Annotated in this window: 16 protein-coding genes and 2 pseudogenes; 4 read left to right on the top strand and 14 right to left on the bottom strand. The window is 69.8% G+C overall.

What is annotated here, in order from left to right:
* The first annotated feature begins 6 nt into the window (after positions 1 to 6).
* Entirely contained in the window at positions 7 to 1,752 is a 1,746-nt protein-coding gene (locus IEZ21_RS45910; RefSeq protein ID WP_189327752.1) for a SulP family inorganic anion transporter, read from the top strand.
* 84 nt (positions 1,753 to 1,836) lie between these two features.
* On the opposite strand, the gene IEZ21_RS45905 is transcribed toward IEZ21_RS45910, so the two are convergent.
* Together IEZ21_RS45905 and IEZ21_RS45900 are read right to left on the bottom strand one after the other, a co-directional pair.
* Positions 1,837 to 4,071 (bottom strand): glycoside hydrolase family 95 protein, encoded by a 2,235-nt coding sequence (locus IEZ21_RS45905; protein WP_213089437.1) that lies wholly within the window; start codon positions 4,069 to 4,071, stop codon positions 1,837 to 1,839.
* Positions 4,072 to 4,339: 268 nt separating this feature from the next.
* A complete protein-coding gene (locus IEZ21_RS45900; RefSeq protein ID WP_033319725.1) occupies positions 4,340 to 4,837 on the bottom strand; it encodes a hypothetical protein in 498 nt (165 codons plus the stop codon).
* 171 nt (positions 4,838 to 5,008) lie between these two features.
* Between IEZ21_RS45900 and IEZ21_RS48325 the strand changes: the two are divergent.
* Positions 5,009 to 5,236: pseudogene (locus IEZ21_RS48325) on the top strand (leucine-rich repeat domain-containing protein); the annotation flags it as partial.
* Here IEZ21_RS48325 and IEZ21_RS45895 read toward each other — a convergent pair.
* From IEZ21_RS45895 to IEZ21_RS45870, 6 genes and pseudogenes are all read right to left on the bottom strand, one after another.
* Positions 5,230 to 5,457 (bottom strand): annotated as a pseudogene (locus tag IEZ21_RS45895) (adenine nucleotide alpha hydrolase family protein); the annotation flags it as partial. The pseudogenes IEZ21_RS48325 and IEZ21_RS45895 overlap by 7 nt on opposite strands.
* 48 nt (positions 5,458 to 5,505) lie before the next feature.
* Positions 5,506 to 5,748, bottom strand: a complete 243-nt coding sequence (locus tag IEZ21_RS45890; RefSeq protein WP_033319723.1) for a DUF397 domain-containing protein — start codon at positions 5,746 to 5,748, stop codon at positions 5,506 to 5,508.
* An 82-nt stretch (positions 5,749 to 5,830) separates the two neighbouring features.
* Positions 5,831 to 6,997, bottom strand: a complete 1,167-nt coding sequence (locus tag IEZ21_RS45885; RefSeq protein WP_189327750.1) for a thiolase family protein — start codon at positions 6,995 to 6,997, stop codon at positions 5,831 to 5,833.
* Positions 6,994 to 8,040, bottom strand: a complete 1,047-nt coding sequence (locus tag IEZ21_RS45880; RefSeq protein WP_189327749.1) for a thiolase family protein — start codon at positions 8,038 to 8,040, stop codon at positions 6,994 to 6,996. Before IEZ21_RS45880 ends, IEZ21_RS45885 begins: the two co-directional genes overlap by 4 nt.
* Positions 8,040 to 8,984, bottom strand: a complete 945-nt coding sequence (locus IEZ21_RS45875; RefSeq protein WP_189327748.1) for a Zn-ribbon domain-containing OB-fold protein — start codon at positions 8,982 to 8,984, stop codon at positions 8,040 to 8,042. Before IEZ21_RS45875 ends, IEZ21_RS45880 begins: the two co-directional genes overlap by 1 nt.
* A gap of 130 nt (positions 8,985 to 9,114) precedes the next feature.
* Complete coding sequence (locus IEZ21_RS45870; RefSeq protein WP_189327747.1) at positions 9,115 to 9,915, bottom strand: crotonase/enoyl-CoA hydratase family protein; 801 nt, start codon at positions 9,913 to 9,915, stop codon at positions 9,115 to 9,117.
* A 207-nt stretch (positions 9,916 to 10,122) separates the two neighbouring features.
* On the opposite strand from IEZ21_RS45870, the gene IEZ21_RS45865 reads away from it, so the two are divergent.
* Positions 10,123 to 11,742: an acyl-CoA synthetase gene (locus tag IEZ21_RS45865; protein ID WP_189327746.1), complete on the top strand. Its 1,620-nt coding sequence runs from the start codon at positions 10,123 to 10,125 to the stop codon at positions 11,740 to 11,742.
* On the opposite strand, the gene IEZ21_RS45860 is transcribed toward IEZ21_RS45865, so the two are convergent.
* The 5 genes from IEZ21_RS45860 to IEZ21_RS45840 all read right to left on the bottom strand — a co-directional run bounded on the left by IEZ21_RS45860 (position 11,700) and on the right by IEZ21_RS45840 (position 18,874).
* The gene (locus IEZ21_RS45860) at positions 11,700 to 12,332 is read right to left on the bottom strand and encodes a hypothetical protein (RefSeq protein WP_246568933.1); all 633 of its coding nucleotides are present in this window, start codon (positions 12,330 to 12,332) and stop codon (positions 11,700 to 11,702) included. The genes IEZ21_RS45865 and IEZ21_RS45860 overlap by 43 nt on opposite strands.
* Positions 12,333 to 12,472: 140 nt before the next feature.
* Positions 12,473 to 14,455, bottom strand: coding sequence for a sulfatase-like hydrolase/transferase (locus IEZ21_RS45855; protein ID WP_189327744.1), 1,983 nt, complete (start codon positions 14,453 to 14,455; stop codon positions 12,473 to 12,475).
* 99 nt (positions 14,456 to 14,554) lie between these two features.
* Positions 14,555 to 16,087, bottom strand: coding sequence for an acyl-CoA synthetase (locus tag IEZ21_RS45850; RefSeq protein ID WP_189327743.1), 1,533 nt, complete (start codon positions 16,085 to 16,087; stop codon positions 14,555 to 14,557).
* Between the two features lie 118 nt (positions 16,088 to 16,205).
* Entirely contained in the window at positions 16,206 to 17,768 is a 1,563-nt protein-coding gene (locus IEZ21_RS45845; protein WP_189327742.1) for an acyl-CoA synthetase, read from the bottom strand.
* Positions 17,765 to 18,874, bottom strand: coding sequence for an NAD(P)H-dependent flavin oxidoreductase (locus tag IEZ21_RS45840; protein WP_189327741.1), 1,110 nt, complete (start codon positions 18,872 to 18,874; stop codon positions 17,765 to 17,767). Before IEZ21_RS45840 ends, IEZ21_RS45845 begins: the two co-directional genes overlap by 4 nt.
* 140 nt (positions 18,875 to 19,014) lie before the next feature.
* On the opposite strand from IEZ21_RS45840, the gene IEZ21_RS45835 reads away from it, so the two are divergent.
* Positions 19,015 to 20,808, top strand: a complete 1,794-nt coding sequence (locus IEZ21_RS45835) for a serine hydrolase domain-containing protein (protein WP_189327740.1) — start codon at positions 19,015 to 19,017, stop codon at positions 20,806 to 20,808.
* Positions 20,809 to 20,827: 19 nt separating this feature from the next.
* Here IEZ21_RS45835 and IEZ21_RS45830 read toward each other — a convergent pair whose 3' ends face one another.
* Positions 20,828 to 22,390 carry a phytoene desaturase family protein gene (locus IEZ21_RS45830; protein ID WP_189327739.1) on the bottom strand — a complete coding sequence of 521 codons (1,563 nt, stop codon included), beginning with the start codon at positions 22,388 to 22,390 and terminating at the stop codon, positions 20,828 to 20,830.
* Positions 22,391 to 22,623 lie beyond the last annotated feature (233 nt).

Below are 22,623 nucleotides of genomic sequence, written 5' to 3'. Positions count from 1 at the left end.
CGCGCGATGAGAATCTCCTTGGGCCGGGTCGGGGCCCGGCTGACCGCGCTACTGCCCGGCCGTGGTGATCTGGCGCAGATGCGCCGGGATCCGCGCCGGGACCTGCTGGCCGGCCTCACGGTGGCGATCGTCGCGCTGCCACTCGCGCTCGGATTCGGCGTCTCCTCCGGGCTCGGCGCCGAGGCGGGGCTGGCGACCGCGGTCATCGCCGGTGCGCTCGCCGCGGTGTTCGGCGGTTCGAATCTGCAGGTGTCCGGGCCGACGGGCGCGATGACCGTGGTGCTCGTGCCGATCGTCGCGGAGCACGGCCCGTCCGGGGTGCTGACCGTGGGGCTGATGGCGGGCCTGATGCTCGTCGCACTCGCCCTGGTCAGGGCCGGGAAATACATGCAGTACGTGCCCGCACCCGTGGTGGAGGGCTTCACGCTCGGCATCGCCTGCGTGATCGGACTGCAGCAGATCCCGAGCGCCCTGGGGGTGCCCAAGCCGGAGGGCGACCGCGTCCTCGTGGTGACCTGGCGCGCCCTTCAGGAGTTCGCGGAGCACCCGAACTGGACCGCCGTCGCCTTCGCCCTGGTGGTCGCCGCCGTCATGCTGATCGGCACTCGTCTTCGGCCCACGATCCCCTTCTCCATCGTCGCGGTGATCGCCGCCACCCTCGTGGCGCAAGTAGCCGGCCTCGATGCGGCGAAGCCGATCGGAGACCTGCCGTCCGGACTGCCCGCGCCGTCCCTCTCCTTCTTGGATCCGGGCGCGCTCGGCTCGCTGCTGGCCCCGGCGGTCGCGGTGGCGGCGCTGGCCGCCCTGGAGTCACTGCTGTCGGCCTCGGTCGCCGACGGCATGACGGTCGGCCAGAAGCACGACCCGGACCGGGAGCTTTTCGGTCAGGGACTGGCCAACATCGCGGCCCCGCTGTTCGGCGGGGTGCCCGCGACCGGCGCGATCGCCCGCACCGCGGTCAACGTCCGTACCGGCGCGAGTTCCCGGCTCGCCTCCCTCGCGCACGCCGCGGTTCTCGCCGTGATCGTCTTCGCGGCCGCCCCTCTCGTCTCGAAGATCCCGCTCGCCGCGCTCGCGGGTGTGCTGCTGGCCACGGCGATCCGCATGGTCGAGGTCGGCTCGCTGCGGGTCATGGCCAAGGCCACCCGCTCGGACGCGCTGATCCTCGTACTCACTGCCGTCGCGACCCTCGCGCTCGATCTCGTGTACGCCGTGATCATCGGCCTGGTCGTCGCGGGCGCCCTGGCCCTGCGGGCGGTTGCCCTGCAGGCCCGCCTCGACCAGGTCCCGCTCGACCGCGGCGACCACAGCGCCGAGGAACACGCGCTGCTGGCCGAGCACATCGTGGCGTACCGCATCGACGGCCCGTTGTTCTTCGCCGCCGCGCATCGCTTCCTGCTGGAGCTGGCCGAGGTCGCCGATGTGCGCGTCATCATCCTGCGCATGTCCCGCGTGACGACCATCGACGCCACCGGCGCCCTCGTCCTGAAGGACACGATTCAAAGGCTCAACCGGCGCGGCATCGTCGTCATGACCTCGGGGATCCGTCCGGGCCAGCGTCAAGTCCTGGAATCCATGGGCGTGTTGGAGCTGCTGCGGCTGGAGGGAAGTGAGTACGACAGCACGCCGGAGGCGATCCGGGGAGCGCGCACCCACCTGGAGTGCACCGGTGTCCTGCCGCTTCTCCCCGCCCAGAGATCCCGGACCGCCGTCCGCGAGGAAACAGAGGGGACAGAGGAAACGGTTGGATGAGCGATGAGCACTCCGTCCTCGTCGCCGCGCATGGTCGAGGTCCACGGCGGTCCACGGCGTAGAGGCCCTGTGGCGGCGGAGCACTCAGCCTTCCTTGCCCCAGACGTACCGCCGACCGGCGATCGCCCTGAACGTGGTCTCGCCGCCCGGCAGCAGATCGCTGCGGACGGTGAGCCGTCGGGTTCGCGAGGCGGTCAGTGCGATGCGGGTCGCCTGCCCGTCGGCCCAGTCGATGTCGAGCGTGGCGCCGCCGCGGGCGCGCAGGCCGCGGACCGAGCCGTCCGGCCAGGTGGCGGGCAGGGCGGGGAGTACCTCGATCGCGTCGTACTGGCTCTGCAGCAGCATCTCGACCATCCCGGAGGTGGCGCCGAAGTTGCCGTCGATCTGGAACGGCGGATGGGTGTCCCAGAGGTTCGGCAGGGTCGAGGACTTGAGCTGTTCGGCGAGCATCTTGTGGGCGTGATCGCCGTCGCGCAGCCGCGCCCAGAAGTTGATCTTCCAGGCCTTGGACCAGCCGGTGCCGCCGTCGCCGCGCGCCGTGAGCGAGACCTTCGCGGCGTCGGCCCACTTGGTGCCGGGCTCGATCTGCCGCCCGGGGTGCAGGGCGTAGAGGTGCGAGACATGCCGGTGGTCGTCGGCCGGGTCGTCCAAGTCGGCCTTCCACTCCTGGAGTTGACCCCAGGACCCGATGCGCAGGCCGGGGTCCAGTTCGGCCAGTGCCTTCTCGAGGGACCGGCGGAAGGCGGGCGAGTCGCCCAGGATGCCGGCCGCCTCAAGGGTGTTGGTCAGCAGGTCGTGCACGATCTGCTGGGACATGGCGGCACCGGCCGTGAAGTCGCCGTGCTCGGGTGAGTAACTGGGCGTGACGACGAGCGTGCCGTCGCGTGGGTCGGTGCGCAGATTGTCGAGCCAGAACTCGGCGGCCTCCTTCATCACCGGGTACGCGGCGTTCCGGAGGTAGTCCGTGGAGCCGCCGAACCGGTAGTGCTCGTACAGCTGCCCGCTGAGCCACGCAGCCGCCTCGGGGAACCAGAAGGCGGTCGCCCAGTCGTGCACGCCGGTGAAACCGTAGGGGTTGGTCTCGTTGTGCACGACCCAGCCGCGCGAGCCGAACATCTCCTTGGCGGTTCGGCGTCCGGGTGCGCGCAGCGCTTCGACGAAGCGGTCGTACGGGGCTGTCGTCTCGGCGAGGTTCGTGGCCTCGGCGGGCCAGTAGTTCATCTGGATGTTGATGTTGGTGTGGTAGTCCGCCGACCACGGGGGCGAGGTGCTGTGGTTCCAGACGCCCTGGAGGTTGGCGGGCAGCGAGCCGGGGCGCGAGGAGGCGATGAGGAGGTAGCGGCCGTACTGGAAGTAGAGGGCTTCCAGGGCTCGGTCCGCGGCGCTCGCGGCGCCGGTGTAGTTCGCGAGGAGCCGGCCCGTGGGCACATCGGCGGGGACGCTCTGGCCGATGTCCAGGGTGACCCGGTCGAACAGGGCCCGGTGGTCGCTCAGATGCCGGGCGAACAGTGACTGGTAGCGCTCGCCGGCCCTGTCGATGGTCCGGGTGACGGCGGCGTGCGGGTCCTCGCCGCGGTAGTCGGGGTACGTGTCGGCGTAGTCCGTGCCCGCGGCCAGCACGAACCAGGCGCTGTCGGCACCGGCCACGGTGATCGTGCCGTCCGCGTTCGAGGTGACGGTGCCGCCCTTGCTGCGCAGAAGGATCTGGGCCTCGAAGCGCAGCCCGTTGTCCTCGAGCGCGCCGCGCACCGTGAGCCGCCCGCCCACCGCGGTGGCCGTGAAGTCGCTGCGGGGCGAGGTGTAGCGAAGGGTGAAGGTGACCTTGCCGGGGCGGTCCGCGCTGAGCCGTCCCGCGATCACGCCGTCGGGGTAGGAGGCGAAGAACTCCCTTTGGTGGCGCACCTGTTGGTGGGTGTAACCGACCGTCGCGACGGCGTTGGAGATGTCGAGTTCACGGCGGTACGAGTCCGGCGTGGCCGTCGGTGCGTCCGGGATGTCGAGGTACAGGTCGCCGAAGGTCTGATGGGCGCCGTATCCGACACGCGGCTGACCCAGCTCGGCGGCGACGCTCTCGGGGTCGAGCCTGGTCTGCGCGTCGAGCTCGTCCTGCACGGCGGCGATCGCGCCAGGCCGTGCCTCGCGCCAGTTGCCGTGGTCGTAGCCCTGAACCGAGCCGGGGCCGCCGGTCCACAGGGTCTTCTCGTTGAACTGCAGCCGCTCGGAGGCGAGCGTGCCGAACACCATGGCGCCGAGCGCGCCGTTGCCGATGGGCAGGGCCTCTCGCTCCCAGTCGGCGGCCGGAGCGGAATACCACAGCACCATCGACTCCCGAGATACATCGGAGGAATCAGCGGCGGCCGCTCCACTGGCAGCGAGGCCGCCGCCAAGGGCGAGACCAGCCGCCCCGCCAACTGTCGTCTTCAGTGTGGCCCTTCGGGATATCTCAGGTGACTCATGCGGCTCATGCGGCTCATGCGACATGACTCAGGACGCTAAAGGTCCGATCACCAGGTGACAAGATGCATGACGCAGTGTGCGGAATCCCGAACAGAATCCCGTACAAGCTCCGTACACGAGGGCCGTCGATTCAGCCCTGCTGGAACAGCTCCGCCGGAAGCGGCTTCAGGAGCGCGTACAGGTCGTCGGTGATGGGGCGGTCCCAGGCGGCGATGGTCACCAGGACGTTGTCGCTGCGGTCGAACTGCACACAGGAGATACGCGTCTCGGAGAGCTTGAGGCGGCGCACGATCAGGAGGTTGTCGCCCTGCATCACCGGCGCGTCCTCGGCGCCGACGACGGTGACCTCCTCGTCGTTCTCCAGCGCCAGCAGCAGCTGGGCCACCTCGAAGGGGACCTCGTCCTCGGCGACGTCCCTGGCCGGGGAGCCCTCCGGCAGATTGCCGATGATCATCGCGGGACCGCGGCCGCCGAACAGGTCGTAGCGCAGGAAGACGCCCTGGCAGCTGCCGTCGGGGGCGGGCAGCAGGCCCGCGCCGAGATTGCCCGGCCAGTCGCCCGGGTCCATGGCCAGAACATCGAAGTCGGGCCCTGCGGGTGTGGCGCTGCGGCGGCGGAGGAAGGACATGTCGCCATGGTACGTGCAAGTCGGGGCGCGACGAGGTACGGGAGACGACTGCCGGGAGACTGCCGGGGCCACACCCGCAAGGCCCCGACAACCGCCGCGAACCGTCCCGCCGCCACCGACCGGAACGCTCGGCGACCCCGCCCAGAAGAGCCACCACCTCGGCCGCCCGTTCTGGTGGAGCTACGCGCCCAGCAGAACCTACTCACCGAACTGCCCACCTCGCTCGGCGAGTTGGCCTCGCTGCGCGAGCTCTGGCTGCGCGGCAATCAGCTCACGGTGCTCCCCGGCTCCGTACGAAAACTGCGGGAGCTGCGTGAACTGGAGCTGCGGGAGAACGAGTTCGCGGAGGTGCCCGAGGGGCTGCGCGGGCTGCCCTTGCTGCGGCGGCTCGATAACCGTCGGCGGTGGCGGCCCACCACCACGAGGTCGGCGTCTTTGAAGGCCGCGACCAGGTGTCCGGCGGCGTCGCCCGGCACAGCGCCCGCATCGGCACGTACGTCGGGATGCCGCTCGCGATGCGGGGCCATGAAGCCGTCGGCCGGCGTTCTGGTCCCGGTCTCGATGGCCTCCTGGTCGTCCCGGGGCCGGCCTCGCTCAGGCGTGGCCCCGGGGCAGGGCCAAAGGTCGCGTGTCCCAGAAAGAGAAGGGAAACGCCCCTTCCCCAGGTGTCAGGTGAGGTCGAACTCCCCCTCCCGTGCCCCCGACACGAACGCGCCCCACTCCGCGGGTGTGAAGATCAGGGAGGGGCTTTCCGGGCTGCCACTGTTTCGCATGGCGATGAAGCCCTCGACAAAGGCGATCTGGACATCCCCCAGCCCGCGACTGCTGGAGCGCCAGTCGGCATTGCTGAGGTCAAGCTCCGGCTTGTCCCAGCCTGCAAGCGGATGATGCTGGATGGTGCTCTCGGCCACGTCCGTGCTCCTCCCGGTTCGTCGTCCGCGGCCAGCCTAGCGATCGGTCACCGCCAGGCACAGGCCACGTGAGGGGCACAGTTCAGGAGGCGGGCGGTTCGGCACCCACCAGCCACATCGAGAAGAACTGGGAGCCGCCGCCGTAGGCGTGCCCCAGCGCCCTGCGCACCCCGTCGACCTGGTGTTCTCCCGCCTGGCCGCGCACCTGGAGGGCCGCTTCCGCGAAGCGGATCATGCCGGACGCGCCGATCGGATTGGTGGACAGAACGCCGCCGGACATGTTGACGGGCAGGTCCCCGTCGAGCTCCGTCACCCCGGATTCGGTGAGTTTCCAGCCCTCGCCCTCGGCGGCGAAGCCGAGGTTCTCCAGCCACATGGGCTCGTACCAGGAGAACGGCACGTACATCTCGACGGCGTCGATCTCCCGGCGCGGGTCCGTGATCCCCGCCTGCTGGTACACGTCGGCCGCGCAGTCCTTGCCGGCCTGCGGCGACACGCAGTCCTTGCCCGCGAACATGGTCGGCTCGGAGCGCATCGCGCCGCCATGCAGCCAGGCGGCCGGCCGGGGCGAACGGGCCGCCCCCACGCGGTCGGTGAGCACCATCGCGCAGGCGCCGTCCGAGGACGGGCAGGTCTCGGAGTAGCGGATCGGGTCCCACAGCATGGGCGAGGCCTGGACCTTCTCCAGCGTGATGTCGTGCTCGTGCAGATGCGCGTACGGGTTCTTGAGCGCGTTGCGGCGGTCCTTGTACGCGACCAGGGAGCCGACCGTGTCGGGGGCGGCGGTGCGCCGCATGTACGCGCGTACGTGCGGGGCGAAGAAGCCGCCCGCGCCGGCCAGCAGCGGCTGCTGGAAGGGGATCGGCAGGGACAGGCCCCACATGGCGTTCGACTCGGACTGCTTCTCGTAGGCCAGGGTCAGGACGGTGCCGTGGACGCGGCCCGCGATCAGGTTCGTGGCGACGAGCGCGGTGGAGCCGCCGACGGATCCCGCGGTGTGCACGCGCAGCATGGGTTTGCCGACGGCGCCGAGGGCGTCGGCGAGGTACAGCTCGGGCATCATGACGCCCTCGAAGAAGTCGGGCGCCTTGCCGATGACGACGGCGTCGATGTCGGCCCACGTCAACTCCGCGTCGTCCAGCGCCCGTTGGGCGGCTTCGCGGACGAGTCCCGCGATGGACACGTCCCGGCGGGCGGCGACGTGCTTGGTCTGGCCGATCCCGACGACGGCCACGGGCTCCTTGCTCATCGGGCGTCCCCTTCGAGTACGGATACCAGGTTCTGCTGCAGACAGGGCCCTGAGGTGGCATGCGCGAGCGCGCGGTCGGATTCGCCGCGGTGGATACGCGCGGCGGCCTCGCCGATGCGGATGAGACCGGCGGCCATGATCGGGTTGGCGGCGAGCGCTCCCCCGGAGGGATTGACCGCGACGTCCCCGTCCAGCCGCAGCGCCTTGCGCAGGACCACTTCCTGAGAGGTGAAGGGCGCGTGCAACTCGGCGGTGTCGACGGGCCGTTCGAAGGCGCCGGCCTTCTCGGCCGCCAGCCGCGTGGACGGCGAGTCGGTCAGATCGCGCACGCCGAGACCATGCGCCTCGATGCGGTGATCGATCCCCCGGATCCAGGCGGGCCGCTCGCACAGCTCACGGGCCCGCTCCCCCGCCGCGAGGATGACGGCCGCCGCTCCGTCGCCGATGGGCGGGCAGTCGCCGGTACGGAGCGGACGTACGAGGTACTCCCCCTGCGGCACCGAACCCCGCAGCTGCGCATGGGAGTTGGCGCGCGCGTCCTCGCGGCTGCGGGCGGCGACCCCGGCGAGGGCGGGCTCGTCCGCCTCCCCCGCGTCGATGAGCGCCTGCGCCTGAAGGGCGGCCAGGGCCACGGAGTCCGGCCACAGGGGCGCCACGTAGTACGGGTCGAGCTGCCGGGTCAGCACATCGCGTACGGAGCCGGGTGAGGACTTGCCGTACGAGTACACCAGCGCCGTGTCGGCGTCCCCGGTGAGCAGCTTCGTCCAGGCCTCGTACAGTGCCCACGCCCCGTCCATCTCCACATGCGACTCGGAGATCGGCGGCCAGGCGCCGACCCCGTCGAGTGCCATGGTGAAGGAGAAGGCGCGGCCCGCGAGATAGTCCGTGGAGCCGGAGCAGGTGAAGCCGATGTCGCTGGTCTTCATGCCGGTCCGGTCGAGAACGTCATGCAGGACCGGCATGAGCATCTCCACCTCGGAGAACTCGTCGCTGGTGCGCCGGTGATCGGTCTGCCCGAAGGCGACCACGGCTATCTCACGCATCACACCAGCTCCTTGTACGTCTCGTAGTCCGCGTCGGGCTCGCCGGTCGGCCGGTAGTGGTCGGGGTAACGGCCGCCGTCCGTCCACACCGGCTCGACGCGCAGCCCCATGCGCACCTGGTCGTAGGGGATGCCGCCGATACGGCCGTGCAGGGCGAGGTCGGCGCCGTCGAGCGCGATGTGCCCGTAGACGTACGGGACTTCGATGTCCAGGTTCTTCGCCTTGATGTTGACGATGCAGTACGTGGTGACGGTGCCGCCCGGCCCCACCTCGACCTCTTCCACCGTGGCCACACCACAGGTGGGGCACGCACCCCTCGGCGGGACGTACACCTTGCGGCAGGACGGGCAGCGCTCGCCGACGATCCGCCGGTCGGAGAGCGCGTTGATGTAGCCGGACTGGGCGCGGCCGGGCGAGTAGGTGTAGTCGAGGCGGGCGGGGGCGACGATGCCGGTCACCATGTCCTCGAACCGCCCGTCGTGACCGGCGGGTTCGGGTGTCTCCACGCTGTCGTACGGCTCGAAGCAGGCGATGTCCGTGATGGCACCGGAGCGTTCCTCGGCCCACCGGATACGGACGCGCATACCGGTGTGGACGGCGTCGGGGCCGGTCGCGTCCAGCGCGTGCAGGAGGGAGGTGTCGGCGCCGTCGAGCCTCACCAGGACCCAGGCGAAGGGGGTGTCCAGGGGCTGGCCGCGGCGGGGGGCGTGGTTCCAGGCCCAGGTGGTGACGGTGCCGGTGGGGGCCACCTCGACGAGATCCCGGATCTCCTCGGAGGTGACGGGGTCGTACTCGACGGGCGGGACGAGGGTCCGGCCGTCGCCGGTCTTCACCCCGAGGACGACGCGTTCGCGCAGGCCTGTGAGGAAGGCGCTCTGGACGGGGCCGAGGGAGCGGGTGAAGGGAAACTCGACGACGAGGGGGGCTTTGAGGACTTCGGGCACGGGGTCTCCTCGGAGGAATGGGGGGACAGCGCCCCGTGAGTGGCGCTACCCGTAAGGGCGCGGGCCGTGACACGTGGGGCGCGACCAGCCACAGCGAACCCGCAGGTGTCGAACTGCCTTACCGACGGAGCTACTCCCGCCGGTACACCGGTGGCCGTTTCTCGGCAAAAGCGCGCGAACCTTCCTTGGCGTCAGCCGTATCGAAGATCGGCCACCCCCGCTTCAGTTCGGCAGCCAGCCCATCGACCTCGGTCATCTCGGCGGTCTCGTACACGGAGGCCTTCACCGCCTCGACGGCCAACGGCCCACACGCGTTGATCTGCTCGGCGACGGCAAGGGCCTTCTCCAGGGCCGTCCCGTCGGGGACGACATGCCCGATCAGGCCGATGTCGGCGGCCTCCCGTGCGGAGTACGGCCGCCCGGTGAGCAGCATCTCCAGCGCATGCGTCCGCGGAATCTGCCGCTGGAGCCGCACCGTCGAGCCACCGATCGGGAACAGCCCACGCTTCACCTCGAAGAGACCGAACGTGGCGGACTCCCCCGCGACCCGGATGTCGGTCCCCTGAAGCATCTCCGTACCGCCGGCCACACAGTGGCCCTCAACCGCGGCGATCACCGGCTTGCGCGGCCGGTGATGGCGCAGCATCGCCTTCCAGTGCAGATCGGGGTCGGCCTTGAGCCGGTCCCGGTACTGCTGCCCTTCCATGCCCTTGCCTGCCAGGGCCTTGAGATCCATGCCCGCGCAGAACGTGCCGCCCGCGCCGGTGAACACGATCGAGCGGATCGCGTCGTCCTCGTCGGCCTCGACCCAGCCGTCGTACAGGCCGACCAGCATCGGCAACGAGAGGGCGTTCTTGGCCTCGGGCCTGTTGAGCGTGAGCACCAGTGTGGCGCCTTCGCGCTGCACTGTGAGGTGTTCCGTCCCACCCATGGCGGTCCTCCTGTCTCGGGACGAGAACAGGTTGCAGTAGGCGCCGGGGCAGTTCAAGGGTTTTCTGACAGTCAGTCAGATTTCTTCTGCGCGGACCCTTCACAGTTGGGGCGGGCTTTGCTCTGATGACCGTCGAACCGAAGGACGCGCGCATCTCTCAGTCGTCCAGTCGTCTTGTCGATCGTTTTGCCGGGGTCAGGAGGAGCGGTGGAGTACAACCTTGCCGACCTGTTCGAGTCGATCGTCGACGTGGTGCCCGACCGCGAGGCGCTCGTGTACATCGACCACCCCGGCACGGGGGCGGAGCGCCGCCTGACGTACGCCGAACTGGACGCGGCGGCCAACCGCATCGCGCACCACCTGATCGACAGCGGCGTACGCCCCGGTGAGCATCTCGGGCTGCACCTCTACAACAGCGTCGAGTATCTGCAGACCGTGCTCGGATGCCTGAAGGCGCGGATCGTGCCGGTCAACGTCAACTACCGCTACGTGGAAGAGGAGTTGGTCTACCTCTACCGTGACGCGGATCTGGTGGCCCTGGTCTTCGACGCGGAGTTCACCGAGCGAGTGGCGGCGGCGTTGCCGCGGGCGGAGAAGCTGCGGCACCTGGTGCGGGTGGGGGCCCCCGCGCCGGACGCTCCGCCGCTGTCCGCGGTGGACTTCGCGGCGGCCGAGGCCTCCGGGTCCGCCGAGCGGGGCTTCGCGCCGCGCTCGGCCGACGACCAGTTCATCATCTACACCGGCGGTACGACAGGGATGCCCAAGGGCGTGATGTGGCGTCAGGAGGATCTCTTCTTCTCGGGCCTGGGTGGCGGCGCCCCGACCGGAGAGCCGGTCAAGAAGCCGGAGGAACTGGCCGAGCGGGTCGCGGCGGGCGGTGACGGGATCACCTTCCTCCCCGCTGCCCCGCTGATGCACGGCACGTCGACCCTCACCGCCTTCATCGGCTTCAACTTCGGCCAACGCGTGGTGATCCACCGCAAGTTCGTGCCCGAGGAAGTGCTGCGCACCATCGAGAAGGAGAAGGTCACCAGCATGTCGCTGGTCGGCGACGCGATGCTGCGACCACTGATCGACGCCCTCAACGGCCCCATGAAGGGCACCGACTGCTCCTCCATGTTCAGCGTCTCGTCCTCCGGCGCGATCATGTCGGACACCGTGCGCGAACAGTTCCAGGCACTCTTGCCGAACGTGCTGCTGCTCAACAACTTCGGTTCCTCGGAGTCCGGTTTCAACGGCACGGCGACGGAGGACTCGGGCCCGGACAAAGGCTTCCGGGTGCGCGTCAACTCCCGTACACAGGTGGTGGATCCGGCGACGTACGAGCCGGTCGCGGTCGGTGAACCGGGCCGCGTCGCGCAGCGCGGACACGTCCCGCTCGGCTACTACAACGACCCCAGGAAAACCGCCGAGACCTTCTTCCAGAAGGACGGCGAGCGCTGGGTCCTCCTCGGCGACATGGCGACCGTCGACGAGGAGGGCGTCGTCACCGTCCTCGGCCGCGGTTCCCAGTGCATCAACACCGGAGGCGAGAAGGTCTACCCGGAGGAGGTCGAGCAGGCCCTCAAGGCCCATCCGGACGTGTACGACGCACTGGTGGCCGGAGTGCCCGACGAGAAGTGGGGCAACCATGTCGCGGCGGTGGTGCAACCCCGCGACGGGGCGAAGCCCCTGTCCCTGGACGACATCCAGACCCACTGCCGCGCCCGTCTCGCCGGCTACAAGATCCCACGCCAGCTGGTGATCACAGCCTCCATCCAGCGCTCCCCGAGCGGCAAGGCGGACTACCGGTGGGCGCGCTCGGTGGCGGTGGAGGCGAACCGCTGAGCCTTCGGTGAGGGTGCCGCCCACGCGAGCAGCGTGAACCCCAGGGCGAAGCCGAGCATCGTCCATACCCCGCGCGGCCAGAAGATATGGCTGTCGACGAAGGACCAGCCGGACACGAGGAGCACGGCAATGCCGGGAAGGATGCGCGCGCCGTGCCTCGGGAACAGGGCGACGGCTGTGGCCACAACAGCACAGATGAGGGCGTAGGCGCCCGCTTGCCCGAGCGCCTCGCCCACGTCGTAGAGGGGTCGCTTCAGCGGTCCCGGACTCGCTCCCGCGGCGGCGTGCTCGACCGCGGTTCCCGCCCCGATGCCGGCGACCGCGTCGAGCCCGGTGTAGAAGGCCGCGTAGACGAAGGAACCCACCCAGGCCACGACGGTGGCGAAGCCCGCGAGGTCGCGTCCGGGCCGTCGCCACAGGGGGACGAGGAGGCCGACCGCGAGCAGCGGAAAGACCGGCAGCAGCATGATGTGCATATCCGCCCAGTGCTCGGCCGTCGACCTGGAGAGCCCGCTGGGATGCGTGAGGCCGGCTGCGGCCAGGATCAGGGGTGCGGCAATGACGAGGATGATGTTCCGAAGGGTCGACACGCTGCGATCGTAGGTGCGGGAAGGCATCTGATCCGGCCGCCCGGGAGCGCGTCAGGAATTCGTAAGACGGTCCGCGCCCCCGGGCGCCACGGACAGCACTAGCAACTCAAGGCCCTGTCTGACCGGGTCTGACCGGCCCGTTACTTGGAGGGATTGGGCTGTGAGCCGTACGCGGTCAGGAAGCGGTCGCGGAAGGAGTCCATCCGCCAGACCGGGGCGTCCGAGTCGGGCTTGAGGCCGTCCGTCCAGTTCCAGTCGTCGATCTTGTCCAGTACGGACTTGTCCTGGGCGACGATCGAGATCGGCACGTCCCGGCTGGCTTTGCTGCCGCTGACCTTGGCCATCGGCTGGTGGTCGCCGAGGAAGACGAGCACGGTGTCCTTGCTGCCGTACTTCGTCACGTAGTCGATGAGGCTGGTCACGGAGTACTGGATGGACTTGCCGTACTCCTCTGTCGCCTTCTCGGAGTCGTAGAAGACGTCCCCGGGCTTCTTGCCGGCCTTCTGGATGTCCTTGTAGACGGAGCCGTCGCCGACCTGGTCCCAGGGAACTGTCTTGGGGAGGGGTGCCCAGGGCTGGTGGCTGGAGGTCAGGATGATCTGCGACATCAGCGGCTTGTCCTGCTTCTTGCCGTGCTCCAGCTGCTCGAAGGCTTTCAGGGCGTACTGGTCGGGCATCGTCGACCAGCTGAACTTGGGGCCCTTGTAGCCGAGGTCCCGGGAGTCGTAGACCTGGTCGAGGCCGTAGAACTTGCCTTCCGGCCAGTTCTTCTGGACGCCCGGCATCACACCCACCGTCCGCCAGGCGCCGGTGCGCTGGAAGGCCCCGGTGAGGGTCAGGTGCTCGCCCGCGGTGACGACGCGGTAGCGGTTCTGGTTGTTGATCCACAGGCCCGACAGGAACGTGGAGTGGCCGAGCCAGCTGTTGCCGCCATACGTCGAAGAGGTGAGCCAGCCGCTCTTGGCGGCGAACCCGGCCCGGGTCAGCTCCTCGTTCTTGGCGGTGAGGGTCGCGTTGACGCCCGGCGCGATGTCCTCGTCCTCGATGGCGCTGCGGCCGTAGCTCTCGATGAAGGTGAAGATGACGTCCTTGCCACGCAGATCGGTGAGCAGCTGGTCGCCCGAGGTGTTGCCGAACTTGTCCTTCTTGGCCTCCTTGGCGAACGCCGCCTCGTCCTTGATGGTGGCGCGCACCCGCTTCACACGGTCTTCGGCCAGGGCGACCGTGCTTCTGGCGGCGAGCGGTGTGCCGGCGAGCTGGAGGCCGAGCGCCGCGCAGGTGACCCAGGCGGTTCCGACCAGCACGGTGGTACGGGTGGCCTTGTCGCGGTCGCGGGCCAGTACGTTGCTCAGCCGGAGCACGGCCAGGGTCGTCGTGGCGAGCAGGACGAGGACGAGGAGTATGACCCCGATGATGGCGGCGATCGTGCCGCCACTGCCCACCGAGTCCTCGAGATAGGCCTTCGTGTCGTCGAACAGGACCCAGTCGAGGACCACGTTGAATCCTCGGCCGAGGAACATGTTGAAGCCGATGTCGAGGAGGTTCAGCACGGTCATCACACCGAGGCCCAGACCGGCGAGGGCCGCCGCCGCTATTCGTGGCCTGCGCGGCAGGAAGATCAGGATGCCGGCGCCGAGGATCGCCTCCACGGGGATGCGTACGAAGATTCCTGGCCGGAAGGCTTCGATCGAGGTCGGCATAAGGAGCGCGAAGCACACGAGGCCGAGGGACAGGGCCGTGATCGCCCAGCCCACGTAGCGCGCGGCGACCGGGTGCCTGTGCCGCCAGCGGCGGGCGGTGGCGGGTTCCTCCGGGGCGTCGGACAGAGTGTCGGTCGGGGCATCCGTGGGGGCGTCGGCGTCGCTCGCGGGGGCTTTCGCTTCGGTGGCGGCTTCAGCAGGTTCCGCGGGTTCGGCGATGGCTTGCTCTTCAGCGGATCCAGCGGGGGCTTCGGTGGTGGTGTGCGTGGCGGCGGGGCTTTCGCCGGCCTCGCCGTCCTGCCCGGATGTCTCGGCAACGGCGTCATCAGGCGTGTCCGCCGGTGGAACCTCCGGCGTCTGGTCCTTGTCCGGGGTTGTCCGGTCCGTGTCCGGCAGCTGAGGGGAGTTCGTGGTGCTCGACAACCCGGAGGTCCTTCCGTGCGTTTCCCGCTGGTGGTGCGGCGGACCGGGCCCGGGTGGTCGGGTCCGCCGAAATGTGTACGGCTCGTCGGCCTCGACCGTTCAATCACCTGGGGCGACGGTTCGGGCGGGCTCCTCCTGGAAGCGGTCCCGCAGCTCGCGCTTGAGGATCTTGCCGCTCGCGTTGCGCGGCAGCTCGTCCACGAACAGGACCCGCTTCGGCGCCTTGAAGCCGGCGAGCTTCTCACGGGCGTACGCGAGCAGCTCCTCCTCCGCCACCTCACCCCGGCGGACGACCACCGCGGTCACGGCCTCGATCCAGCGCTCGTCCGGCAGCCCGATCACCGCGACCTCGGCCACCGCGTCATGCGTGTAGAGCACGTCCTCGACCTGCCGCGAAGCGACCAGTACACCACCGGAGTTGATCACGTCCTTCACCCGGTCGACCACAGTGAAGTACCCGTGGCTGTCGCGCACGGCGAGGTCCCCGGAGTGGAACCAGCCGTCACGGAAGGCCCCGGCCGTCTCCTCGGGCTTGTCCCAGTAGCCCTCGCACAGCTGCGGCGATCGATAGACGATCTCGCCCCGCTCCCCGTCCGGCACGTCCTTGCCGGACTCATCCACGAGCCGCGCCTCGACGAACAGCACCGGGCGCCCGCAGGAATCCATCCGTCCCTTGTGCTCGTGCGGTCCGAGAACCATGGCCAGCGGGCCGATCTCGCTCTGCCCGAAGCAGTTGAAGAAGGCCAGCTTCGGCAGCCGCTCCTTCAGGCGTTCCAGTACGGGCACGGGCATGATCGAGGCCCCGTAGTACGCCTTGCGCAGCCCGCTCAGGTCGCGGGTGGCGAAGTCGGGGCGGTTCGACAGCCCGATCCACACGGTGGGCGGGGCGAACAGGCTGTCCGCGCGACCGGTCTCGATCAGGTCGAAGATCCGCTCGGCGTCGGGTGCGTCGAGGATGGTGTTCCGGGCGCCGACCGCGAGATACGGCAGCAGGAACACATGCATCTGTGCCGAGTGGTAGAGCGGCAGCGAGTGCACGGGCAGGTCGCCGGCGCTCAGGTCGAGCGCGGCGATCGCGCTCAGGTACTCGTGCACCAGGGAGCGGTGCGTCATCATGGCGCCCTTCGGCGCGGCAGTGGTGCCCGAGGTGTAGAGCAACTGCACCAGGTCCTCGGTACGCGGCTCCTCACCGTCGTACGGCGGCGTCGAGGCCAGCCGCGCGAGCAGCGAGTCGTCGGCGTCGCGTAGCGGCAACACCCGTACACCGTCCGGGAGTTGACCGGCGAGGTCCGGGTCAGCCATCACCAGCGTGCTGCCGGACTGGCCGACGATGTACGCGAGGTCGTCACCGGTCAGGTTCTGGTTGACCGGTACGTGCACCAGACCGGCCCGCGCGCAGGCCAGGAAGCCGATCAGGTACGCGTCCGAGTTGTGGCCGTAGGCGCCGACCCGGTCGCCGCGTGCCAGCCCCGTGTCGCGCAGCACCCGGGCGGCACGCGAGACGGCGTCGTCCAACTCCTCGTAGGTCCAGGTCCGTTCGTCGTAGTTGACCGCGATGCGGGCAGGGGTACGGCGGGCACTGCGCCGCAGCACCCCGTCGACCGTCACGTTGGGTCCCACCGTCTCCGTCATGCCCGCTCCTTCGTCCCGCCGCTGCCCTGGCGCGATCCTCGTGCGGCGGCGCGAGCGGGTCAACTCGGGACGTGGCGGTGGCGGGCGTACAGGCGCGTGTGGGTGACCGCAACCTCAGCTATACGGGCCGCGCGTGCCCCTCCCAGTACGGCTCCCGCAGCCGTCGCTTGTACAGCTTCCCGTTGGGGTCGCGTGGCATCGTCTCGATGAAGTCGACGCTCTTGGGCCGCTTGTAGCCGGCCAGTTGCCGTTCGCAGTGGCCGAGGATCTCGGCGGCCAGTGCCTCGCCCGGCGTGAAGCCGGGGGCGGGTTCGACGACGGCCTTGACCTGCTCGCCCCAGTCGTCGTGCGGGATGCCGAACGCGGCGGCGTCGGCGACGGCGGGGTGGGTGAGCAGCGCGGACTCGATCTCGGCCGGGTAGATGTTGACGCCACCGGAGATGATCAGGTCGATCTTGCGGTCGCGGAGGAAGAGATAGCCGTCCTCGTCGAGATAGCCCAGGTCGCCGACGGTGAAGAAGTCGCCGATGCGGTTCTTCTTCGTCTTGGTCTCGTCCTTGTGGTACGAGAAGCCCCCTGTGCTCATCTTCATGTAGACGGTGCCGAGTTCACCGGGCGGGAGTTTGTTCCCGTCGTCGTCGAAGACGGCGAGTTCGCTGATGGGCCAGGCCTTGCCGACCGTGCCGGGCTTCTTCAGCCAGTCCTCGGCGGTCGCGAAGGCTCCGCCGCCCTCGCTGGCCGCGTAGTACTCCTCGACGCAGTTGCCCCACCAGTCGATCATGGCCCGTTTCACATGGTCGGGGCAGGGGGCGGCGCCATGGATGGCATGCCGCATGGAGGAGACGTCGTAGCGGGCCCGCATCTCGTCGGGCAGCGCCAGCAGGCGGTGGAACTGGGTCGGGACCATGTGCGTATGCGTGCACCGGTGGGTGTCGATGAGGCGCAGCATCTCTTCGGGCGTCCACTTGTCCATCAGGACGAGGCGGTGGCCGATGTGCAGGGACGCGCCCGCGAACTGGAGCACGGCCGTGTGGTAGAGCGGCGAGCAGACGAGGTGCACATTGTCGTCGAAGGGTTTGATCCCGAAGATGCCGAGGAAGCCGCCGAGGTACGACTCCTCGGGGAGCTTGCCGGACAGGGGGCGCCGGATGCCGCGAGGGCGGCCCGTGGTGCCCGAGGTGTAGTTCATGACCCAGCCGAGGGTGCGGTCGCCGGGCGCCGACTCGGGTTGTCCGTCGGTGAGTTGGGCGTACGGCCGGAAGCCCTCGACCGCGCCGACCGCGTACCGCCGTCCCTGGGGCAGCTTCGCCTCGTCGGCCGCGTGCCGTGCCGCGTCGGCGAACCGCTCGTGTGCGATGAGCACCTTGGCCCCGGAGTCGGAGACGATCCAGGCGATCTCGGGGCCGACGAGGTGGTGGTTGACGGGGACGAGGTAGAAGCCCGCCTGCGCGGCGGCGAGGTACGCGGTGAAGAACTCGACACTGTTGGGCAGCACGACCGCGAAGGCGTCGCCGCGTTCGAGCCCGGCGGCACGCAGCCCGTGGACGAGGCGGTTGGTCTCGGCGTGCAGCCGTCCGGCGGTCCACTTCTCCCCGTCGGGGGCGATCAGGACCGTACGCTCTGGGTCTGCGGCTGCCTGGGCCCAGAAGCCGTTGGCGGAAGCATTGGGGGCCTGGGTCACTCCTCACTCCTTCCAGCGATCCGGTTGATTCGGTCGACGGCCCGCTCGAAGCCGCGGGTGAGGTCGTCGAAGACGGCCTGGACGCTGCGCTCGCTGTTCATCCGGCCGACGATCTGCCCGACGGGCGTGCCGAGCAGCGGCCCCACCTCGTACTTCTGGATCCGCGAGACCGCCTCGGCGACGAGCAGGCCCTGGAGCGGCATGGGGAGCGTTCCGGGCCCGTTCGGGTCGTCCCAGGCGTCGGTCCATTCGGTACGCAGCTGCCGTGCGGGTTTCCCGGTGAGCGCACGCGAGCGGACCGTGTCGCCGGATCCGGCGGCGAGAAGTTTCCGGGTCACGGCCCGCGAGTGCATGTCGGCCTCGGTGGTGGTCAGCCACAGGGAGCCGAGCCACGCCCCCTGGGCGCCGAGAGCGAGCGCGGCTGCCACCTGCTGTCCGCTGCCGATCCCGCCCGCCGCCAGTACGGGCAACGGATCGACGGCGTCCACGACTTCGGGCGTGAGCACCATCGACGCGATCTCACCGGTGTGTCCGCCCGCCTCGTAGCCCTGGGCGACGACGATGTCGATGCCCGCCTCCGCGTGCTTACGGGCGTGCCGGGCGCTGCCCGCGAGCGCGGCGACCAGGACGCCCTGGTCATGCGCCCGCGCGATGACATCGGCGGGCGGTGAACCGAGCGCGTTGGCCAGCAACTTGATCGGATAGTCGAAGGCGACGTCGAGCTGGTTGCGGGCCACCTGCTCCATCCAGCCGGTGATGCGCCAGCCGGACGCCTCGCCCTCGGCGAGTTCCGGCACGCCGTACTTGGCCAGGGTGTCCTTGACGTACTGCCGGTGCGCCTCGGGAATCATCGCCTCGATATCGGCCTCGGTGACGCCTTCGACCTTCTTGGCGGGCATGACGACATCCAGGCCGTACGGCATGCCGTCGACATGTTTCTCGACCCAGTCGAGGTCACGTTTGAGGTCGTCGGGGGCGGTATAGCGGACCGCGCCGAGCACACCGAAACCGCCGGCCCGGCTGATGGCCGCGGCGACGGCGGGGAACGGCGTGAAGCCGAAAATGGCGTGCTCGACTCCCAGTTTCTTACTCAGCTCCGTCTGCATGGCCGCAGGATGCCGCAGTCCTCCGGACGAGGGAAGACCTTTTCTGATGCGCCGTCAGATTTCTGCGAGGTACGTCAGTTCTCCCTCGAGCGGGGCAAGATACTTCTCAGCGGCGACGACTCGCTACGGGAGGCTTCTCGATGACCGAAGGCGCAGAGGACAGAGCGGGCAGAGCCGGCAGCGGCGGACCGACCCGTCGCCAACTCGCCGGAAAGACTCTGGCGTTGGGCGGCGCACTGGCCCTCGTACCCTTCCCGGCGGGCCCCGCCTCCGCCGCGCCCCAGCGCGGTCGGCCCACCCTGCGGCCCGGAACCCCCGAGCAGGCGGGCCTGCTCGCCGGGCATCTGCGCCAACTCGTCGCGGACGCCGAGAGGTTCCTCGGCCCCTCCCCCAAGTACCCCTGGTACGCGGGTGCCGTCTTACTCGCCGGACGCGGCGGCACGGTCGCCCTGCATCAGCCGATCGGCAAGGCGGTGCGCTACTCCGCGTACGACGAGAAGACGGACACCGGCGTGGAGTTTCCCGCCGGGCAGCAGATCCCGATGGCTGCGGACACGGTCTTCGACCTCGCCTCGGTCTCGAAGCTGTTCACCTCGATCCTGGCCGTGCAGCAGATCGAGCGGGGCGCCCTGGAGCTGGAGGGGAAGGTCGTCTCGTACCTGCCGGAGTTCGGGCGTGCGGGCAAGCAGGACATCACGATCCGTCAGCTCCTCACGCACACCTCCGGATTCCAGGCCTGGATCCCGCTCTACAACGCGCCGACGTACGAGGAGAAGCTCCAGCTCATCTGGAACGAGGCGCCGCTCGACCCACCGGGCACCACGTACCTCTACTCGGACCTCAATCTGATCTCACTCCAGCTGGTCCTGGAGGAGATCACCGGTCACCCTCTGGATGCACTGCTCCGAAACGAGATCACCGCTCCACTCGGGATGCACCGCACTCGCTACAACCCGCCCGCCTCCTGGAAGCCGAAGATCGCCGCCGCGGAGGACGCCCGCAAGCCCTGGTCCGGGATCGACCGCGGCCTGGTGTGGGGCGAGGTGCACGACGAGAACGCCTACAGCCTGGGCGGGGTCGCGGGCCACGCCGGCGTCTTCTCCAACGCCTGGGATCTCGCGGTCCTCGGCCGTACGCTCCTCAACGGCGGCTCGTACGGCAGGGCCCGGATCCTCACGCCCGAGTCGGTGGAGCTGATGTTCACCGACTTCAACACGGCGTTCCCCGGCGACGAGCACGGCCTCGGCTTCGAGCTCTACCAGCACTGGTACATGGGCGCGATGGCCACCCCGCGCACCGCAGGGCACACCGGTTTCACCGGCACGTCGATGGTCCTCGACCCGACGACCGACTCCTTCCTGATCGTGCTCGGCAACTCCGTTCACCCCGTACGCAGTTGGCGATCCGGCTCCGCTCCCCGGGTCGCCGCCGCGAACAATCTGGCGCGCGCCGTCCCGGTCCGGCCCGCGCGAGGGCGTACGGCCTGGTTCTCCGGCATGGCCACCGCGACATCCGCCACGCTCACGCTCCCCGCGCTCGCCGTCCCCGCCGGCGGGCGGCTGCGCTGCGCCCTGTGGTGGGACACCGAACCCCGCTCCGACGCCCTGTTCCTGGAGTCCTCGGCGGACGGCGGCACGACGTGGCAGCCGGTGCCGTTCACGACGCGGCGCCAAGGCGAGGAGGCACAGGAGCATCCGGCCGGTTCGGTGACCGGCTGGTCTGGCCGGGCCTGGCACCGGCTCACCGCGGACCTTGCCGCGGCCCCACAGGTCCTGCTGCGGTGGCGCTACACGACGGACCAGCGCTACGTCGGCCGCGGCGCCTACGTGGACACTCTGCGCATCGAGGCCGGCGACCGCGTCGTCTTCGACGAGTCCAGACCGGCGGACGCGGCCCGCATCGAGGCGGCAGGCTGGACGCCGTCCGACAACTGATCAGAAGCCCCCGCCCCCGCTACTGACCCTCCAGCACCGCCATCGCCGCGTTGTGCCCCGGCACCCCGCTCACCCCGCCGCCGCGCACCGCGCCCGCGCCGCACAGCAGGATGTTCGCGTGCCGGGTCTCCACGCCCCAGCGGCCGGTGCCTTCCTGGGCGTAGGGGAAGGCGAGGTCGCGGTGGAAGATGTTGCCGCCGGGCAGCCTCAGGTCGCGTTCCAGGTCGAGGGGGGTCTTCGCCTCGATACAGGGCCGGCCGTCGGCGTCCGTGGCCAGGCAGTCGGCGAGCGGTTCGGCCAGGTGGGCGTCCAGTTGGGCAAGGGTCGACTTGAGCAGTTCCTCGCGTACGGCGTCGTTGTCGTGGGCGAAGAGCCGGGTCGGGGTGTGCAGGCCGAAGAGGGTGAGGGTCTGATAGCCCTGCTGGACGAGGTCGGGGCCCAGGATCGTGGGGTCCGTGAGGGAGTGGCAGTAGATCTCGGAGGGCGGCGCGGCGGGCAGCTCGCCGGACGCGGCCTGTGCGTGTGCGGTCGCCAACTGCTCGTATCCCTCGGCGATGTGAAAGGTCCCGGAGAACGCCTCGCGTGGATCTACAGAGGGGTCGCGGAGCCTCGGCAGCCGCTTGAGCAGCATGTTCACCTTGAGCTGGGCGCCCTCGGCGGGGGCGGGCGGCTCCTCCCCTGTGAGATTCGCGAGTTCCTGGGGCGAGGCGTTCACGAGGACGTGCCGGGCCGCGACGACTCCTTCCGCGTCCTCGGTCCGGTACGTGACCTCGGCGGCGTGTCCGTCGCTCTCGACCCGGACCACGTCGTGCCCGGTCGCGATGACGGCACCCGCGGCACGGGCGGCTCCGGCCAGCACGTCGGTGAGGGCGCCCATGCCGCCGACCGGTACGTCCCAGTCGCCCGTACCGCCGCCGATCACGTGGTAGAGGAAGCAGCGGTTCTGCCGCAGGGAAGGGTCGTGGGCGTCCGCGAAGGTGCCGATGAGCGCGTCGGTGAGCACGACGCCGCGTACGAGATCGTCGGCGAAGGTCTCCTCGACGGCCACGCCGATCGGTTCCTCGAAGAGAACCCGCCAGGCCTCCGCGTCGTCGATGCGGCGGCTGAGTTCGTCGCGCGTGGGCAGCGGTTCGGTGAGGGTGGGGAAGACCTGCTTGGCGACGCGGCCGGTCATGGCGTAGAAGCGCCGCCAGGCCCGGTACTCGCGGTCCGAACCGGTGAGCCGAGCGAAGGCCTCACGGGTGCGCCGTTCGCCGCCGCCGACGAGCAGTCCGGTCGGCCGTCCGTCGCGTTCGGCGGGCGTGTACGAGGACACGGTGCGCCCGCGTACCCGGAAGTCGAGACCGAGATCCCGCACGATCTTCCGGGGCAGCAGGCTGACCAGGTACGAGTACCGGGACAGGCGTGCGTCGAGCCCGGCGAACGGCCGGCTGGACACGGCGGCGCCCCCGGTGTTTCCCAGCCGTTCCAGTAGCAGTACGGACTTCCCCGCGCGGGCCAGGTAGGCGGCGGCGACCAGACCGTTGTGGCCACCGCCGACGATCACGGCGTCGAATTCCTCGTGTCCCTTGAGTGCAGGCATGCCTCTTCGTAACACACGGTGATCTAGGTCGGCCAGAGATACGTAGCATGCGGCGGTGCGCCTGGACGGTTCCTTTCCCCAGCCCCGCCCCTTCCCGAAACTGGGGGCTGCCGCCCCCAGGCCCCCCGCCAGGGGGTGGGGTGACACGTTGTGTCGCGGCTGCGGGTGCGTCGTGGCTGGGCGCGCAGTTCCCCGCGCCCCTAAAAAGCCTGCGGCTCCCCTCAGCCAAAGCC

The organism is Streptomyces flaveus (assembly GCF_014647675.1).
GTDB classification, from domain to species: domain Bacteria; phylum Actinomycetota; class Actinomycetes; order Streptomycetales; family Streptomycetaceae; genus Streptomyces; species Streptomyces flaveus.
The sequence above is the reverse complement of the archived record's forward strand: the minus strand, read 5'-3'. Positions and strand labels throughout refer to the sequence as shown.